14 protein-coding genes are annotated in these 19,051 nt (G+C 42.3%); 9 read left to right on the forward strand and 5 right to left on the reverse strand.

Features of this window, described 5'->3' with window-relative positions:
* Position 1 precedes the first annotated feature (1 nt).
* From citF to F542_RS04520, 6 genes are all read left to right on the forward strand, one after another.
* Complete coding sequence (gene citF / locus F542_RS04495) at positions 2–1,510, forward strand: citrate lyase subunit alpha (protein ID WP_015432703.1); 1,509 nt, start codon at positions 2–4, stop codon at positions 1,508–1,510.
* 100 nt (positions 1,511–1,610) lie between these two features.
* Positions 1,611–2,975: a triphosphoribosyl-dephospho-CoA synthase CitG gene (gene citG, locus F542_RS04500; protein ID WP_025266991.1), complete on the forward strand. Its 1,365-nt coding sequence runs from the start codon at positions 1,611–1,613 to the stop codon at positions 2,973–2,975.
* Between the two features lie 10 nt (positions 2,976–2,985).
* Entirely contained in the window at positions 2,986–4,425 is a 1,440-nt protein-coding gene (locus tag F542_RS04505; protein ID WP_015432701.1) for an anion permease, read from the forward strand.
* Between the two features lie 171 nt (positions 4,426–4,596).
* Positions 4,597–5,844, forward strand: coding sequence for an NADP-dependent isocitrate dehydrogenase (gene icd, locus F542_RS04510; protein WP_015432700.1), 1,248 nt, complete (start codon positions 4,597–4,599; stop codon positions 5,842–5,844).
* A 111-nt stretch (positions 5,845–5,955) separates the two neighbouring features.
* Positions 5,956–8,559 carry a bifunctional aconitate hydratase 2/2-methylisocitrate dehydratase gene (gene acnB, locus F542_RS04515; RefSeq protein WP_025266992.1) on the forward strand — a complete coding sequence of 868 codons (2,604 nt, stop codon included), beginning with the start codon at positions 5,956–5,958 and terminating at the stop codon, positions 8,557–8,559.
* Positions 8,560–8,651: 92 nt separating this feature from the next.
* On the forward strand, positions 8,652–9,932 hold the full coding sequence (locus tag F542_RS04520) for a citrate synthase (RefSeq protein ID WP_015432698.1): 1,281 nt from the start codon (positions 8,652–8,654) through the stop codon (positions 9,930–9,932).
* Positions 9,933–10,014: 82 nt separating this feature from the next.
* Here F542_RS04520 and F542_RS04525 read toward each other — a convergent pair whose 3' ends face one another.
* From F542_RS04525 to mazG, 5 genes are all read right to left on the reverse strand, one after another.
* Positions 10,015–10,785: a Nif3-like dinuclear metal center hexameric protein gene (locus F542_RS04525; RefSeq protein WP_025266993.1), complete on the reverse strand. Its 771-nt coding sequence runs from the start codon at positions 10,783–10,785 to the stop codon at positions 10,015–10,017.
* Between the two features lie 9 nt (positions 10,786–10,794).
* Positions 10,795–12,714, reverse strand: coding sequence for a MacB family efflux pump subunit (locus tag F542_RS04530; protein WP_025266994.1), 1,920 nt, complete (start codon positions 12,712–12,714; stop codon positions 10,795–10,797).
* Positions 12,715–12,797: 83 nt separating this feature from the next.
* Complete coding sequence (gene cpxA / locus F542_RS04535; protein ID WP_025266995.1) at positions 12,798–14,183, reverse strand: envelope stress sensor histidine kinase CpxA; 1,386 nt, start codon at positions 14,181–14,183, stop codon at positions 12,798–12,800.
* An 88-nt stretch (positions 14,184–14,271) separates the two neighbouring features.
* Positions 14,272–14,988, reverse strand: a complete 717-nt coding sequence (locus tag F542_RS04540) for a response regulator (RefSeq protein ID WP_015432694.1) — start codon at positions 14,986–14,988, stop codon at positions 14,272–14,274.
* Positions 14,989–15,214: 226 nt separating this feature from the next.
* Positions 15,215–16,006 (reverse strand): nucleoside triphosphate pyrophosphohydrolase, encoded by a 792-nt coding sequence (gene mazG / locus F542_RS04545; RefSeq protein ID WP_025266996.1) that lies wholly within the window; start codon positions 16,004–16,006, stop codon positions 15,215–15,217.
* 176 nt (positions 16,007–16,182) lie between these two features.
* Between mazG and ppx the strand changes: the two genes are divergently transcribed.
* Genes ppx through F542_RS04560 form a run of 3 tightly spaced genes read left to right on the forward strand, consistent with a single transcriptional unit; the run spans position 16,183 to position 19,048 of the window.
* Complete coding sequence (gene ppx, locus F542_RS04550) at positions 16,183–17,688, forward strand: exopolyphosphatase (RefSeq protein ID WP_025266997.1); 1,506 nt, start codon at positions 16,183–16,185, stop codon at positions 17,686–17,688.
* Positions 17,689–17,697: 9 nt separating this feature from the next.
* Positions 17,698–18,477, forward strand: coding sequence for a peroxide stress protein YaaA (gene yaaA, locus F542_RS04555; protein ID WP_015432691.1), 780 nt, complete (start codon positions 17,698–17,700; stop codon positions 18,475–18,477).
* Positions 18,470–19,048: an ABC transporter ATPase gene (locus tag F542_RS04560; protein WP_231504950.1), complete on the forward strand. Its 579-nt coding sequence runs from the start codon at positions 18,470–18,472 to the stop codon at positions 19,046–19,048. Before yaaA ends, F542_RS04560 begins: the two co-directional genes overlap by 8 nt.
* The last annotated feature ends 3 nt before the right edge of the window (positions 19,049–19,051 follow it).

Raw genomic sequence — 19,051 nt, forward strand, 5'->3', positions numbered from 1 at the left:
TATGCGTACTAGAGAAGAACGTTTAGCAAAATTAAGCACAAATTTGACCGCTTACCAAGCTGCGCCAAAAGCGGAATCATTACAACGAACAGCAAAAGATCGCAAAGTATGTGACAGTCTGGAAGAGGCGATTCGTCGTTCAGGGTTACAAAATGGTATGACGATTTCATTCCATCATGCTTTTCGTGGTGGGGATTTTATCGTCAATATGGTTATGGCAAAAATTGCCGAAATGGGCTTTAAAAATTTAACATTGGCTTCGAGTTCCTTAATTGATAGCCATTTTCCACTTATTGAACATATCAAGCATGGCGTAGTGCGTAAAATTTACTCTTCGGGTTTACGTGGCAAGCTGGCTGATGCCATTTCATGTGGGGATATTCAATTAGCAGAACCGGTGAACATTCATTCACATGGTGGTCGTGCGCATTTAGTTAGAACGGGAGAGATTAAAATTGATGTCGCCTTTTTAGGCGTACCGTGTTGCGATAAATTTGGTAATGCTAATGGTTTTAGCGGTGAAAGTAAATGCGGTTCATTGGGATATGCCAAAGTCGATGCGGAATATGCCGATAAAGTAGTGTTATTAACCGAACAATTTGCCCCTTATCCACATCATCCTGCCAGCATTGCACAAGATCAGGTGGATTTCATTGTGAAAGTGGATGCTGTAGGCGACCCGAAAAAAATTGGTGGTGGTGCAACCCGTATGACGACCAATCCCCGCGAATTACTGATTGCGCGCAAAGCGGCGGAGGTGATCTTTGCTTCAGGCTATTTCAAGGATGGATTCTCAATGCAAACAGGCTCTGGTGGAGCAGCATTAGCGGTTACACGTTTTCTTGAAGACAAAATGCGTCGTCAAAATATTACGGCAGATTTTGCCCTAGGAGGGATCACTTCTTCAATGGTTAAACTACATGAAGCGGGTTTAATCAAAAAACTCATTGATGTGCAAAGTTTTGATAAAGATGCCGCAGAATCATTGGCGCGTAATCCGAACCACATTGAAGTTTCAGCAAATCAATATGCAAACTTTAGTTCTAAAGGGGCAAGTGTTGAACGGCTCGATGTGGTGATTTTAAGTGCCTTAGAGATTGACCGCCATTTCAATGTCAATGTACTAACGGGCTCTGATGGTGTGATTCGAGGGGCTTCAGGAGGGCATAGCGATACCGCTGCATCTGCACAGGTTGCCATAATTGTTGCGCCTCTTGTCCGTGGGCGAATTCCTACGGTGGTAGAAGAGGTGATCACCTGTGTTACGCCTGGGGAAAATATCGATATTTTAGTGACCGATCATGGCATAGCAGTTAATCCAACGCGCGTTGATCTCATTGAGAATTTAACGCAAGCGGGGATTGAGCTTTTTAGCATTGAGCAATTGATGGAGAAAGCTTACGCCCTAACGGGTAAACCGAAGCCGATTGAGTTTACTGAGCGTCCTGTGGCGGTAGTTCGTTATCGTGATGGTTCAGTGATTGATACTGTGTATCAGGTAAAAAGCTAGATTGTCGGGCGCACAGTGTGCGTCCATTAAAGTACGCGTTTTGAATATTTAAACATACTATAAAGGCGAACGTATATCGTTCGCCTAATATGAAAAGCCAATGTTATCGCTTACATTTTCTACTACCGGTCGTCCCATTGATTTAGACGAACTACTAATGGCACGAGAAACACGTTTCGCCATTCAACAAGCGCTGCTGAGTAAATATCGGCAGAGTGTGCTTTCTGTGACTCTAACTGCGGTGGGGGCGGTGAAGAAAAATGCCTTATTGGATTTTGTCTTTGCAAAATGTTTAGCGAAATTAACCGCTTGTTTTAATCGTTTGGGCATTACCCCGACAGAACAACTTATCCGTGAATTAGAAACAGGGCACGAAGCATTGTTTGCCTTACCGATTGACGCCGAATTATTAAAACAAGCGATGATTGCTTTAGAGGATGAGAGCCCTCTAGCGCGTTTATGGGATCTCGATGTAATCAGCCCTACAGGCGAGTTACTCAGTCGGACAAAAATGGGATTGGCAAACCGCCCCTGCTTAGTTTGCCACGGTGTAGCCAAAATTTGTGCCAGAGAAAGACGGCACAGTACAACGGAAATTATTGCAGAAATGCAGCAACGGGCAATGGCTGAGAATTTTGCAGACCAGATTAGTGAGCGAGTGCAGCAAGCGTTATTACATGAAGTGCAACTTACCCCTAAGCCCGGCTTGGTGGATAGCGCAAATAATGGCGCACACCATGATATGGATTTTACCACCTTTATGGCGAGTTGTGAGGCTTTAGCGCCATTTTGGTCTGCCTTTGTTCATAAAGGAATGGCGACAGTAAATCAGCCTGTTTCGCAAATTTTAGCGCAAATTCGACCGCTTGGGTTACAAGCTGAGCAAGCAATGTTACAGGCTACAAATGGTGTAAATACCCATAAAGGCGCAATTTTTGCTTTTGGCTTAGTTTGCACGGCGTTAGGGCGTTTATTTGCTTCACAACATTTTCAGATTGAACATAGCGTGGAACAAGTGTGCGAAATAGTCGCACAAATCTGTTATGGCGTGACGGCGGAGTTGCAAAATTATCCTGAGAATGCACCGCTTACTCATGGGGTAAAACTTTTCCAACAATATGGTTTAACTGGGGCAAGGGGAGAAGCAGAGGCCGGATTTCCACAGGTGAGAAACACATTACAAATGCTTGGGGAAAAACCTAATTGGCATATCGCCTTATTATATTTGATGCAAAGTAACCCTGATACCAATGTGGTGCATCGAGGAGGGATGGCAGGGTTAGCGTTTATACAGCAGCAAGCGGCACAGCTATTGAATGGCTTACAGCATTTGCATAACCAAGCTGACTTTATTAAGCAACTTAATGCGTTTGACCATCAGTGTATTCAACGTAACCTGAGCCCAGGAGGCAGCGCAGATCTGCTTGCATTAACCATTTTCTTTCATTTTTTATTAACTTTATGAGGTAACAACTATGGCTTTATCTAAAAATGCCAAACTTGCAATTATGGCGGCGATTCCGATTGTTGTCTTTTTGCTCCCTGCGCCAGAGGGTTTATCCTTAATTGCGTGGCGTTTATTTGGGATCTATCTTGCCACCATTTTAGGACTCATCTTAAAGCCTTATGGTGAGCCAGTTATTTTGCTCACTGCGGTAGCACTTTCTATGGCAACTATTGGTAATACCAGTGGAGCTGGGGAATTTGTTAAAGCTGGACAGGCGCTAAGTGGCTATCAATCACCTACTACTTGGCTAATTTTCACGGCTTTTACCATGAGCTCGGCATTTGTGATCACAGGATTAGGTAAGCGAATTGCCTATCATTTAATTGGAATGTTTGGTCATACAACATTACGTTTAGGTTATGTGACCATGTTTTTAGATCTACTTTTATCGCCGGCAACGCCATCGAACACTGCGCGAGCAGGGGGGATTGTCTTCCCGATCATTAACAGCGTGGCTGTAACACTTGGCTCTGATCCTGAGAAAAGTCCGAAAAAGGCAGGGCGCTATCTGTTAATGAATGTTTATATGGTGGTAAAAACAACGAGCTATATTTTCTTAACGGCAATGGCTCCGAATGCACTAGCACTTTCTATTATGGCGCCAATTTTAGGTTTTGAACTTGACTGGGTAAAATGGTTTTTAGCAGCCAGTGTACCAGGGCTACTGTGCTTATTCTTAATTCCATTGGTTTGTTATTTTGTTGCGCCACCAGAATTAAAAGAGGTGGATAATAAAACCATTGCTCAAGAAGGTTTAGCGGGATTAGGCCCAATGAGCTTACGTGAAAAATTCTTGTCTGTACTCTTCTTTGGCGCACTGTTTGCTTGGATCTTTGCAAAAGAATTAGGTGTGAGTGCAACGACTGTTGCATTAATCACCATGGTGTTATGTGTGTTCTTAAATATTGTTAGCTGGGATGATGTCCGTAAAAACAAGGCTGGTTGGGATACCTTAATCTGGTACGGTGGCATTATTGGGATGTCTTCTATCTTGGATAAAGCGGGTTTCTTTAAATGGCTTGCAGATACCATGCAAGCAAGCATCAATTTTGGTGACCATGGCATTATTGCTTTACTTGTGATTTTAACCTTAAGTGTGGCGGTTCGTTATTTATTTGCTTCCGGTGGTGCTTATGTTGCGGCAATGGTACCAGTATTTGCAACAGTAGGTAAAGTTGCTGGTGCACCAGTAGAACTACTGACGATCGGGCTGTTATTTGCTAACTCCTATGGTGGTTCTGTCACTCACTATGGTGGCGGTCCAGGTCCAATCACTTTTGGTGCGGGGTATAATGATATTAAATCGTGGTGGATCGCAGGAGCAATTATTGCATTTGGTAGCTTAATTATTCACTGTACAGTGGGTATTGCATGGTGGGAATTACTGCTTGGCATGGGCTGGTTGTAAATTATATTTCAAATAGAAAAGCAGGGTGCAGATTAAAGCACCCTGCTTTTTTTATGGCAATCGCAATAAATTGTTTTTAAAAATGCTTATTTGTTATTTTTGTGTTAAAAATATGTTGCAAATTATTGTTTGTTGGATTATAAATAGACAAATTTCCGACAGGAGGATGCTATGCAATATGTGAAACAACCTTTATCTGGCGAAGCGATTAAGTTGAACATAGATGGTTCTTTAAATGTGCCAACTCATCCGATTATTCCTTTTATTGAGGGAGATGGTATAGGGGTTGATGTGACCCCCGCAATGCAAACAGTCATTAATGCCGCGGTAGAAAAAGCATACGGAGGTAGTCGAAAAATTGAATGGCTGGAAATTTATGCGGGTGAAAAAGCCAATCAAAAATATGGTGAAGGTACATGGTTACCAGCAGAAACCCTGGAGCTCATTCAAAAATATCACGTTGCGATTAAAGGTCCGCTAATGACACCGGTAGGCGGAGGTATCCGTTCATTAAATGTGGCGATGCGTCAAAGCTTGGATTTATATAACTGCCTACGTCCAATTCGTTATTATGAAGGTACGCCAAGTCCAGTAAAACAACCGGAATTGGTTGATATGGTCATTTTTCGTGAGAATTCTGAAGATATCTATGCCGGCATAGAGTGGCAGGCAGGGTCTGCTGAAGTGCAGAAGATCATTACGTTTTTACAGCAGGAAATGGGTGTCACCAAAATCCGCTTTAGTCAAGAATGTGGGATCGGGATTAAACCTGTTTCTAAGCAAGGCACGCAACGCTTAGTACGGGCTGCATTGCAATATGTGATCGACAATGATCGTGACTCTTTAACTTTGGTACATAAAGGCAACATTATGAAATTTACCGAAGGCGCATTTAAAGAGTGGGGCTACCAAGTTGCAAAAGAATTTGGTGCGGAGCCGTTAGAAGGAGGCAGTTGGCATCGTCTAATTCACCCAAGAACAGGCAAACAAATTATTATCAAAGATTGCATTGCTGATGCGTTTTTGCAAGAGGCGTTATTACATCCTGCTGATTATGATGTTATCGCTACACTTAATCTCAATGGCGACTATATTTCCGACGCGCTGGCGGCGCAAGTAGGTGGAATTGGTATTTCACCAGGCGCAAATATCGGCGCAGAGGCCGCAATTTTTGAGGCGACCCATGGTACTGCACCTAAAATTGCAGGGCACAATAAGGCTAACCCCGGTTCTCTTATTTTAAGCGGTGAAATGATGTTACGCCACCTAGGATGGGTAGAAGCCGCTGATTTGGTGGTGAATGCGGTGTCAAAAACAATTGCAGCGAAAACAGTGACATTTGATTTTGCTGAAACATTAGCTAACGCAACACTTCGTTCAACGTCTGAATTTGCCGCAGATATTGTGGCAAATATGTAAGGTTTTGCAAATTATGGGAGGAAAAAGACCGCTTGTTAATCTGAATTTAACCTGCGGTTTTTTTGCTTTTTAGCGAATATTATTTGTTAATTATTGATTGGGGGAGTAAGTATGTCATTTTTAAAAGATTACCACTTACAAGTTGCAGAACGGGCTAAGCAAGGCATTGTGCCGCTACCACTAAATGCTGAGCAGGTTGCCCAACTGGTTGAATTATTAAAAGCACCACCGCTAGGGGAAGAAGCAATTTTAATCGAGCTCTTGGAAAATCGCATTCCTGCAGGTGTGGATGAAGCCGCTTATGTTAAAGCCTCTTTTTTGGCATCCGTTGCGAAAGGCGAAGTCCTCTCTCCATTGATTAGCCCACAACGTGCGGTAGAATTGCTTGGCACAATGCAAGGTGGCTACAATATTGAGCCTTTAATTCAGGCTTTGGATAATCCTGAACTTGCTCCCATCGCTGTGCATGCCCTCTCTTTTACCCTTTTGATGTTCGATAATTTCCACGATGTGGTGGAAAAAGCTCGTAATGGCAATTCATATGCGCAACAAGTTTTACAATCTTGGGCAGATGCCGAATGGTTTTTATCGCGTCCAAAATTGGCAGAAAAAATCACTTTAACGGTATTTAAAGTCAGCGGAGAAACCAATACTGATGATCTCTCACCTGCTCAAGATGCGTGGTCTCGTCCGGATATTCCTCTGCATGCCCTTGCTATGCTGAAAAATCCGCGTGAGGGGATTGAGCCAGATGAAGCCGGTGCAATTGGGCCGATGAAACAGATTGCGCGTTTAAAAGAGAAAGGCTTTCCATTGGTTTATGTAGGCGATGTGGTAGGAACGGGCTCTTCGCGCAAATCGGCAACAAACTCCGTGTTATGGCTGATGGGGGAGGATATTCCTTATATTCCTAACAAACGCGCTGGTGGCGTGGTGTTAGGTGGCAAAATTGCGCCGATTTTCTTTAATACGATGGAAGATGCGGGTTCACTCCCTATTGAGGTGGATGTTTCTAAACTCAATATGGGCGATATTATCGATCTTTATCCTTATGAAGGCAAAATCTGTGCGCATACAAGCGGTCAGGTTTTAGCAGAATTTTGCTTAAAAACGGAAGTGTTGTTAGATGAAGTGCGAGCGGGAGGACGTATTCCTCTTATTATCGGACGCGGTTTAACACATAAAGCTCGTGTTGAATTAGGGCTGCCTGAAAGCGAAGTGTTCGTGAAGCCACAAACTGCAGGAGAGAATACCCGGGGTTATACGCTTGCTCAAAAAATGGTAGGGAGCGCTTGTGGTGTAGAGGGGATTCGTGCAGGGCAGTACTGTGAGCCGAGAATGACTAGTGTGGGTTCGCAAGATACTACTGGCCCGATGACCCGTGACGAATTGAAAGATTTAGCGTGCTTAGGCTTTTCCGCAGATCTTGTTATGCAATCCTTTTGCCATACAGCAGCCTATCCAAAACCCGTTGATGTAGTGACACATCACACCTTACCTGATTTTATTATGAATCGTGGTGGGGTTTCACTTCGCCCAGGAGATGGTGTTATCCATTCGTGGCTGAATCGCATGTTGCTACCTGATACGGTAGGCACAGGTGGTGACTCCCATACGCGTTTTCCCATCGGGATTTCATTCCCTGCCGGTTCTGGCCTAGTGGCTTTCGCCGCGGCAACCGGTGTGATGCCGTTGGATATGCCGGAGTCAGTATTGGTTCGCTTTAAAGGTGAGATGCAACCAGGGATTACGCTGCGCGATCTTGTACATGCGATTCCTTACTATGCTATCCAACAAGGTTTGTTGACGGTAGAAAAAGCCGGCAAGAAAAATATTTTTTCAGGGCGTATCCTTGAAATTGAAGGTTTGGAACATTTGAAAGTGGAACAAGCTTTTGAGCTTTCTGATGCTTCGGCAGAACGCTCTGCTGCGGCTTGCACCATTAAATTGGATAAGGCGCCGATTATTGAGTATCTCAATTCCAATATTGTTTTGCTGAAATGGATGATTGCTGAAGGTTACGGCGATGTGAGAACACTGATGCGCCGTATTCAGGCAATGGAAGCGTGGCTTGCCAATCCTCAATTGCTGGAAGCGGATGCAGATGCCGAGTATGCGGCGGTGATCGACATTGATTTGAATGAAATTAAACAACCGATAGTTTGTGCACCGAACGATCCTGATGATGCCCGCTTACTCTCAGACGTACAAGGTAATAAAGTTGATGAGGTATTTATCGGCTCTTGTATGACCAATATCGGTCATTTCCGTGCAGCGGGTAAATTATTGAGTCAGCACCAAGGTGCGATCCCAACGCGCTTATGGGTTGTACCACCGACAAAAATGGATGCAAGCCTGCTTTCAGATGAGGGCTATTACAGCATTTTTGGTAAGAGTGGTGCGAGAATCGAAGTACCGGGATGCTCACTCTGCATGGGGAATCAAGCCCGTGTTGCCGATGGTGCAACAGTCATTTCTACCTCTACCCGTAATTTCCCAAACCGTATGGGTAAAGATGCCTTTGTGTATCTTGCTTCTGCAGAGCTTTCGGCTGTGTGTGCATTACTTGGTCGCATACCAACACCGGAGGAATATTTGGATTATGTGCAGCGTTTAGATAATGATAAAGAAGATACTTATCGTTATATGAATTTTGACCAAATTAATCGCTACACCCAAAAAGCAGGAAATGTGATTTTCCAAACAGCGGCGTAATGTGGCAAAAAATTGCCGAAATGCCACCGCTTGTCGGGCGTAAATAGCCCGACATCTACTTTCAAAATAAAATATCAATAAGGAGTAATCCTATGCCAAAACTACATCCTACTTTAAAAGCTGAACTGCATATTAATGATGGACGTGTGATTGAACTGCCAGTTTATGAAAGTAACTTAGGCTATCATGCGATAGGTGTTGATATGCTGCAAAAAAATCAATTGTTTACTTACGATCAAGGTTTAACCTCTACGGCATTATGTGAATCCAGCATTACCTATATTGATGGTGAGCAAGGCATTTTATTGCATCGAGGCTATCCGATTGATGAGTTAGCCACGAAAAAGAATTATCTTGAAGTGGCTTATTTATTATTGAATGGAGAATTGCCGAATGCAGCAGAATTTGCGGCGTTTAAAAAAGAAATTGCTTCGCACTATATGGTTAATGAGCAATTTACCAAAATGTTCCAAGGCTTCCGCCGAGATTCGCATCCGATGGCGATGCTGTGTGGCGCGGCGAGTACTTTAGCGGCATTTTATAACGATTTGGTCGATACCAGTTGTGATAAATCCCGTGAGCTAACAGCCATTCGCTTGTTGGCAAAAATGCCGACTTTAGCCGCGATGTGCTACAAATATAGCGTGGGTCGTCCGTTTATGTATCCGCAAAATCACCTATCTTATGCAGGCAATTTTTTATATATGATGTTTGCTACCCCGTGTGAACCTTATGTAGTCAATCCGGTATTAGAACGGGCAATGGACAGAATTTTCACCTTGCATGCCGACCATGAACAGAATGCTTCTACTTCTTCAGTGCGCAGTGTGGCATCTTCAGGACCAAATCCGTTTGCTTGTATTGCTGCCGGTATTGCCTCACTTTGGGGAGCGGCGCACGGTGGCGCGAATGAAGCGTGCATCAAAATGCTACAAGAAATTGGCACGGTAGATCGCATTCCAGAATTTATTGCTCGTGCGAAAGATAAAAATGATCCTTTCCGTTTAATGGGATTTGGGCATCGAGTGTATAAAAATTACGATCCGCGTGCGAAGGTGATGCGAGAAACATGCCATGAGGTGTTGAAAGAATTAGGGGTAAATACCCCGTTGCTAGAAGTGGCAATGGAATTAGAGCGCATTGCGTTAAGTGATCCTTATTTTATTGAGCGCAAGCTCTATCCAAATGTCGATTTCTATTCTGGCATAATTTTACAAGCTATCGGTATTCCGACATCTATGTTTACGGTGATTTTTGCTTTAGCAAGAACGGTCGGCTGGATTGCCAATTGGCGTGAAATGTATGAAGAGAGCCTGAAGATTGTTCGCCCAAGACAGATTTACACAGGGCATAAAGAACGACATATCGAGTAATATTTTGTAAAAAAATGGGCAAAAACAGCCGCTTGTCCCTAATTAGAGTCAAGCGGCTGTTTTTGGCTGAAAAAATGCAAAATTAGGCAGGATTATCTATATCAATAAATTCAACATCTAATGTATAGGTTTCTGCTAGCCATTTTCCAAGCGCTTTAATGCCGTCCCTTTCCGTTGCATGATGCCCGCACGCGAAATAGTAAATGCCTTGTTCTCGCGCAGAGTGGGTAGTTTGTTCAGAAATCTCACCGCTGATAAAAGCATCACAGCCCTTTTCAAAGGCGAGATCGATATAACCTTGCCCACCGCCAGAGCAAATGCCCACTTTTTTTATTGGCTTATGCCAGCTTTCACACACAAACTCATCACATAAAATCACAGGGCGTTGTAGCGCTTGTTCTAGGCGCTGTTTTAATTTTTGCGCAGAAATAGCTGTGTCGAATTCTGCGATAATGGGAATTGAATTGGGTTTATCCTCCATACCTTGTAAATTTATGGCACCGATATGTTTGGCAAGCTGAGCATTGTTACCCAGTTCTAAATGGATATCTAGGGGTAAGTGGTAGCCAAATAGGTTGATCTCATTTTGTAATAACGCTTTGATTCGTTTACCTTTCATACCACGAATGCACGGATTTTCACTTTTCCAGAAATAACCGTGGTGGACTAAAATGGCATCAGCATTTTTCTCAATCGCTTTTTCAATTAGCGGCAATGTAGCGGTTACTCCGGTAATAATTTTGCGGATTTCTGCTTTCCCTTCTACTTGTAAGCCGTTCGGTGCATAATCCGAAATTTCACGACTATTGAGTTTGGCATCTAAGATTTTTTCTAATTCAAGATTGTTTAACATGAAAAGTTCCTATTCTTGTGCTAAAGCGGTAATTGGATTTAAACGGGATGCGTTACGTGCGGGAATATAACCAAATATGACCCCGATAAGGGTAGAGCAAACAACAGCAACAACGACTGATTCAGGGGATAAAATCATTTTGAAATCGCTTCCCCAGTAGTTAAAGCCGACAATAATCATTGCCGCCAGCAAAATACCAATTATCCCACCGAGTAAACAGATTAAAATCGCTTCAATTAAAAACTGTTGCAGAATATTGCCTTGTTTGGCGCCAATAGCCATACGCACACCAATCTCTTTAGTGCGCTCAGTAACAGAAACAAGCATGATATTCATCACCCCAATACCGCCTACTACCAGTGAGATTAATGCAATAGAAGAAATAAGTAGTGTCATTGTGCCAGTTGTTGCTTCTATTGTTTGTTTGATTGTGTCGGTATTCATCACAAAGAAATCTTTTTTGCCATGACGTGCAGTTAAAAGCTCTGTTAAGCTTTTTTCTGCCGTTTGGCTTTCAACATTATCTTTAATTTTAACTGTGATAGAGTCAATCTGTTTCGCACCAGAAATACGTTGCATAAGCGTAGTATAAGGTGTCCATAGGCTCAAATTGCTGGACTGACGCATTTCGTTGTCGGCAACACCAATAATTTGTAACGGCTTTTTATCTACCAGAACAATTTCGCCAAGAGGATTTTCAAACGGCAGGCTATTTTTGGTATTGGAATCAATAACCACAACTTGGGCAGACTGTACCACCTCTTCGGCAGAAAAAAATCTGCCCGATTTAAGAGTAATGCCTTGTACATCAAAATATTGTTCGCCCACACCACTGATTTGCCCAGATACTGCGACATTGCCAGAGACAATGGTGCCGCTGTGTGAGCTTGTTGGCGTAGCACTTTCTACATAGTTTTGCCGAGCCAATGCCGAGACATCGCTGATAGTGAGATTCCGAGTTAAATTTGCTCGCCGGTCACCAAAGCCTGTACCGTTATACACACTCATCGTGTTTGTGCCTAAGTTATTGATATTAGAGAGAATTTGTTCTTGAGAACCTTTGCCAAGCGCTACGACAGAAATCACCGAGGTAATCCCAATAATAATACCGAGCATAGTCAGTAATGCGCGCATTTTATGGGCAAGAATAGCACTGACTGCCATGTTAAAAGATTCGATGAGCTGATCGATAAAACGGGGTTTTTTCGCTGGGCGTTTATGATCTTCTCGTTTTCTTGAAAGCACTTTTTGCCGCTCATCGCGGATAATGGCACCGTCTTTTATCTCAATAATACGCTCAGCGTGAGTGGCAATCTGCGGATCGTGGGTAACTAAAATGAGTGTATGCCCTTCTTGGTGTAGCGCTTGCAAAATTTCCATCACGGTTTCGCCACTTTTGGAATCCAACGCCCCTGTTGGCTCATCGGCAAGAATAATTTCACCGCCGTTCATTAATGCACGAGCAATACTCACTCGTTGCTGTTGCCCGCCCGAGAGCTGGTTAGGGCGATGCTGTGCTTTATCACCTAAACCTAATTTGTCTAATAATTCCTTGCCGCGTTTTAGGCGTGCGTTATTTTCTAAGCCGGCATAAATGGCAGGGAGAGCGACATTTTCCACAGCATTGAGGCTTGAAAGTAAGTTATAACGTTGGAAAATGAAGCCAAATTTACGCTGACGTAGATCAGAAAGTTGATTACTCGAAAGGCGTTGTGTTTCTACGCCTTCAATTTTGTAAGAACCCGAACTGGCGGTATCTAGGCAACCAAGGATATTCATAAGGGTGGATTTACCTGAGCCAGAAGCGCCAATAATTGCCACAAAGTCGCCTTGTTCAATAGTTAAATTAATATTTTTTAAAATGTGTGCAGGATTTTCAGCACTGCCCACGTATTTATTTAGCGCCGAGATTTCAATTAATTTTGTCATAACAAGCGGTCTGTTTTGGAGAAAAATTTGCAAATATAGATAAGCATGCTGTTTGGCATGGATAAATCAATATTGGCATTCGTTTATTCTAACCATAAAGGCAGTTGAATTTTAACGCGCAACCCTCCCAGTGGGCTTTTTTCCGCAACAGCACTGCCTTGGTGGTTTTCAACTGCATTCGCAACAATTGCTAATCCTAAGCCTGTGCCGCCTGTTTGGCGCGCACGGTCGTCATCAACTCGGTAGAAAGGACGGAAGATCTCTTTATATTGGTCTGCTGGCACGCCATCGCCATCGTCATCAATGACAATATTTAAGCGCTGTTCTGCATCAATATAGGTTGCTAATTTTACCTGACTGTGTGCATATTTTTTAGCATTGCGTAGCACATTTTCTACCGCGCTAGATAACAGAGTTTGGTTACCATTAATAAAGTAGTGAGCAGGGTTATCAATTTGCTGTTCAAGGGTTAATTTTAATCCCGCGCTTTCCAACTCAAATGTTACATCTTCGAGAACTTCTGCCCAAATATGATTTACGGCAAAAATATCTCGATGCATATGTTGGTTTAAGTTCTGTCGTGAAAGTTGTAGTAAATCTTGAATCATGCTATCCAGCTTGCCAATTTCACTTTCTAAACGGCAGATCTCTTTGCTTTCGCCATTTCTTCTTCTCAGCAATGATATTGCAAGCTGCATACGGGTAAGTGGCGTTTTTAATTCATGTGAAACATCAGAGATTAACCGCTGCTGATAGTTTTGTAAGCGTTGTAACGCTTGAATCATTTGGTTAAAGCTGGTACCTACTTCACGGATTTCTGTCACGCCGTCAATTTCAAGCTGAGGATTTTCATTTAAATCGCCTGTTGCAACGGCATTGGCAGCAAGGCGTAACTGTTTAACGGGCTTAGCAATTCGGTGTGATTGCCATAACACAATAGGAATACTGACCAATAACATAATTGCCAGCATTGCCCATGGTGAGTCAAACATCCTGTTGAGAAATTCTTGCTGAGGGCCGACTTGTTGAATGAAATATTGGTAATAGCTATGGTTGTCAGAATGAATTTCAAATGGCCCATAGAAAGCGAGATTACCAAACATACATTTTAGTGGGGTAATGGGATTATTCGCTTTAAGAATAAACACTTGTAGCAAATTCAGCTGTTTTTCTGTGACACCGCTAATTTCCCCTGTGTCTTTTTCAAATAAAATAATGTCAAAACCACTAGCAGAAGAGAGAGAGAGTCTGCGGTCGAAGATCTCATCCAGATTATATTCGTTTTGAGTGTGTAAACTTTCTAAACGAAAATATTCTCGTGTTTCCTCCTCGATTGGATTGTAAGTGCGCGGATCAAGATTAGGGAAAATTAGCGCGAACCCTAAAATCAGCGCAATAGTTACTATAAAGGAGGAAAATATTTGGTAAGCGAGATAATTTCGTAGAATGTGAAGTTTTTTAAAAATCATAGTGCAAAAATAGATGTCTCCCAATAGTTATGGCCAATTTAAAATGAGTTGGCGATAGAATCTAAGTTGGGAGACGTTTTAATCATTGTTATTCTGTGACTAAAAGATAACCTCTGCCTCGCAGAGTTTTAAACCAAGGCAAATTGTCCGTTCTATGCGGAAGTTTTTTGCGTAAATTCGACATATGCATATCAATAGAACGATCATAGGGGGTGAGATTCTTGCCTAAAATCTCCATACTGAGCAACTCTCGAGAGAGAATATGTCCAGCATTCCGCACTAAGATTTCCAGTAACGCATATTCTGTACCAGTTAATTCAATCTCTTTACCCGCGAATATTGCTTGTTGGCGTCCTGGATAGAGTTCTACGCCACCAAATAAAATGCGATGGCTACTATCGTCTGGTTCGGATTCTGTTTCACGCCGTTTCAATGTAGCTGAGGTCACGGTTCTGCGTAAGATTGCTTTAATTCGAGCCACCAGCTCACGATCATTGAACGGCTTAGGTAGATAATCATCTGCCCCCAACTCTAGCCCCAGAATGCGATCGATTTCATCGTCACGTGCGCTTAACATTAAGACGGGTAGTTCGTATTTTAAGCGGATTTGCTTTAATGTTTCGATACCATTTAATACTGGCATCATGACATCAAGCAACACAATATCAAATTCTTGCTGAGCCAATACATCTAAAGCTTCTTTGCCATTATGTACAATGTGCGAGTCGAATCCTTCAAATGAAAGCAATTCTGCAAGTAATTCCGTCAGTTCAATATCGTCATCAACAAGTAAAATTTTAGGCATAATGATTCATCCCTAATAGGGCGTGTTGATGTTTCAAATGGGGTAGCAGCTTTGGCAGATTTTTGCCGTAACAAGGCAAAAAATGTGAAGTCTAGTGGGCTAAACAAACATTCTTTAAGCGACAACGCACTTCATTTGAAACATCAATACACCCTATTTAAATTAATAAAAAAACAGTCGTAAATTTTCTTTACATTTCATCGATAGTCAAGCAGTTTATCGGTTTTTATTGCGTAGAACGGTGTTTTTTGATTTTTTCCCAAATAGCATCCAATTCACTTAAACTGCAATCTTGCACCGTTTTGCCTTGCGTTTTAACTTCATTTTCAACTAAACGGAAACGTTTCTCAAATTTTAAGTTAGCATTTCTCAACGCGCTTTCCGCTTCAATATTATAGTGGCGACATAAATTTACACTCGCAAAAAGTAAATCACCTAATTCTTCTGCGGTTTTTTCCGCGCTATATTGTTCGGCATTTAATTCATCTTTTACTTCCTGTAGCTCTTCTTCTACTTTTGCCAACACATCTATTGGGTTATCCCAATCAAACCCGACTTTAGCACAACGTTTTTGTAGTTTTTCTGCACGTGTTAGTGCAGGAAGAGCAAAGGGGAGATCGTCTAAGATCGATGTTTGTGCTTGGTGTTTGTGGTCTTTGGCTTTTTGCGCTTCCCAATGGGCTAATGCCTCTTCACTATTAGAGGCTTTTACCTCACCAAATACATGTGGGTGACGATAGATCAGTTTTTGATAGATATCATTGAGTACATCTTGAAAACTAAAGCTACCTTCTTCTTTCGCAAGTTGGCTAAGAAAAACCACTTGGAGCAGTAAATCGCCTAATTCTTCTCGCAGTGCATTGCGATCATTCGTTTGAATTGCTTCTGCAACTTCATAACTTTCTTCCAGCATATGTGGTAGCATAGAATTGAAATCTTGCTTTAAATCCCAAGGGCAGCCGCCATTTGGGTCACGCAGTTTTGCAACAACTTCTAAAAATTGTTCAATTGTGATCATATTTTCTCCCTTCTATAACGTTGAGTGTGTGGATATTTCAAAGGATGTGGCAGCATGTCCTATAATTTTGCATATTTTAACGGAAAAATGACCGCTTGCTGAAGAGATTGCCCCCATTTTGGAGTAAAAAATGCTAAACTCTCTCCGTTTTCTTTTGTTGCTAGGATTTGTCAAATATGCCTTCTCGCTCCGCCCCTCGTGAATTTGCCGCGATCGATCTCGGCTCGAATAGCTTTCATATGATTGTTGCTCGCATTGTAAATGGCTCAATCCAAGTTTTATCTCGGATTAAACGCCGAGTGCGCTTGGCGGAAGGTTTAGATGAAAATCGTATTTTAAGTCAAGAGGCTATTGAACGAGGGGTTGCGTGCCTAAATTTGTTTGCTAAACGCTTACAAGGTTTCTCACCGGAAAATGTGAAAGTGGTTGGTACTTATACTTTACGTCGTGCACTAAATAATCAAGACTTTCTCACACAGGCCGCTAAGGTTTTTCCTTATCCGATTAATATTATTAGTGGGCAAGAAGAAGCTCGTTTAATCTATTCCGGTGTTAGCCATACTCAAGCTGAATATGGTAGAAAGCTGGTGGTTGATATTGGGGGCGGCTCAACAGAAATGAGTATTGGTGATGGCTTTTTCCCTTTACGGGCTGAAAGTCGGCATATGGGCTGTGTGAGTTTTGCTCAGCGTTTTTTTGCTGAAGGTAAGCTAGATAAACGCCGTTTTGAACAGGCTTATCAAACTGCAATGGCAAAAATTGAGGATCTGGGGTGTGAATATCGTGAGCTTGGGTGGCAAAATGTGTTTGGCTCATCAGGCACTGTCAAAACGGTGAGCAAAGTGTTGAGTGTAAACGGTTATCGAGATGGCATTATCACTGAAGCGCGTTTAAAGAGCTTGATTGAGCGTTGTTTGCAATTTGATAATCTGCAACATATTCAATTAAAAGGGTTATTGGCTGAGCGAGCAGATGTATTGCTCCCCGGATTGGCAATTTTATTAGCGTTATTTCATACATTCCAGATTCAAACCATGCGCTATTCAGATGGTGCATTGCGCGAAGGTGTTATGTATGGCTTGGACGATGTTTTTCAGGTAAGCAATATTCGCCAGCGTACCGCGGAGGCATTAGCAGAGCAATTTAATATTGATAATCGCCAAGCGACTCGGGTGCGTGATACCGCATTACAGTTGTTCGAGCAAGTGAAAGAGTGGAAAAATCGTAAGCAGAATAAAGAATTGCGCTCAATGCTAAAATGGGCTAGCCTGCTACACGAGGTGGGTATTAGCATTAACCACAATAATGTACATCGCCATTCGGCTTATATCATCGCTCATCGTGATTTACCGGGCTTTGATAATGAGCAACAACATCTGCTTGCATTGCTTATGCGTTATCATTTGAAGGGCTTTAAACGAAGTGATATTAAAAGCACAAGCCGTTATCAGTATCGAGATATTTTAACTCTGTTGCGCTTATTCCGTTTGGCAGTTTTACTCAATAAGGCTCGCCAAGCAGCGCCATGCATTGAGCAATTAACGTTGCAAATAGACAAAAACCATTGGCAGTTAATTTTTAGCCAAAGCTTTTTAAGCCAAAATCCACTGGTTCAGGCAGATTTAGAAGAAGAGCATCACTATTTATCTGCATTAGAACTAAGTTTAACGTTTAATGATTAAAGGATAATTATGTTAGCCATTATTTCCCCTGCGAAAACATTGGATTTTGAGAAAAAAATGACCAATTTTGCATTTTCTCAGCCAGAATTGACCGCTTACAGCCAAGAATTAATTGAAATTTGCAAGCAGCTTTCGCCCGCAGAGGTGGGGAGTTTAATGTCGATTAGTGACAAGCTCGCAGCACTGAATGTCGCACGTTTTGCACAGTGGCAATTAGCCCATAATGAGCAAAATGCAAAAGCCGCGATTTTTGCATTTAAAGGAGATGTATATACGGGGCTAGATGCAGAAAGTTTAACGAGCGAACAAATCTATTATGCTCAAACGCACTTAAGAATGCTTTCGGGGCTATACGGTTTACTTAAGCCACTGGATTTAATGCAACCATATCGCTTGGAAATGGGGACGAAGCTGGCGAATTTGAAGGGTAAGGATCTTTATGCATTTTGGGGCAATGTGATTACTGAACATTTGCAACAAGCTATTGATGCACAAGGCGATAATATTTTAGTCAATCTAGCCTCTGATGAATATTATGGGGCGATTAAGGCGAAAAACCTCAATGCCACAATAATCAAACCTGTATTTTTAGACGAAAAAAATGGTAAATTTAAAGTGATTAGTTTTTATGCGAAAAAAGCGCGTGGCATGATGGTGCGTTTTATGCTGGAAAATCAGCCAACCTCAGTTGAGCAACTTAAAGCATTTAACTATGGGGGCTATTGGTTTGATGCAGATAGTTCTAGCGAAAATGAGTTAGTCTTTAAGCGGGAAGAACGGCATGACTAATGTTAACATTGTGGGGGCGTACAGCGTACGCCCGTTCTCATTTTTAGCCTTTGTGTTTTTACTGGCTGGCTGTATTTCTCACCCCGCTCAATTTTCAACACCAGAGAAAATTGTATTTCAGAATCAGATCTTTGAACGCATTACTCACAATCAGCTAGATGAAATGCAGCAAATGCTCTATTTACCGAAGGATAGTGGTCAAACTCCGGAAAACTGGCAACAAGGGGTATTACTATTTCTAGATAAAAATACACAAGCGAGAAGTTTATCTGCTCGTGCTAAATTGCGCCAACAGCGTTTTGCGGATCAAGTGAATACTCAAGCAACTGTTGCCATTAACCAGCAAGAGCTGCAAAGCCAAGTGATCTACCCACCAACTGAGCGTTGGCAAAATGTGCAGCTAGAAGTCACTCGAGGGCGCGATTTAGATTGCGGCTACGGGCAGATGCAATTTGCGGACAAGCGGTCGATTTCAGACAAAAATTTGCAAAATTTAGCGGAATTTCAACCGCTACTCATGCAACTTGCTGCACAATTTGCTCAATTAGCATGGCAGATTGGGTGTAGGTAATCA

Source organism: Bibersteinia trehalosi USDA-ARS-USMARC-188, assembly GCF_000521725.1.
Classification (GTDB): domain Bacteria; phylum Pseudomonadota; class Gammaproteobacteria; order Enterobacterales; family Pasteurellaceae; genus Bibersteinia; species Bibersteinia trehalosi.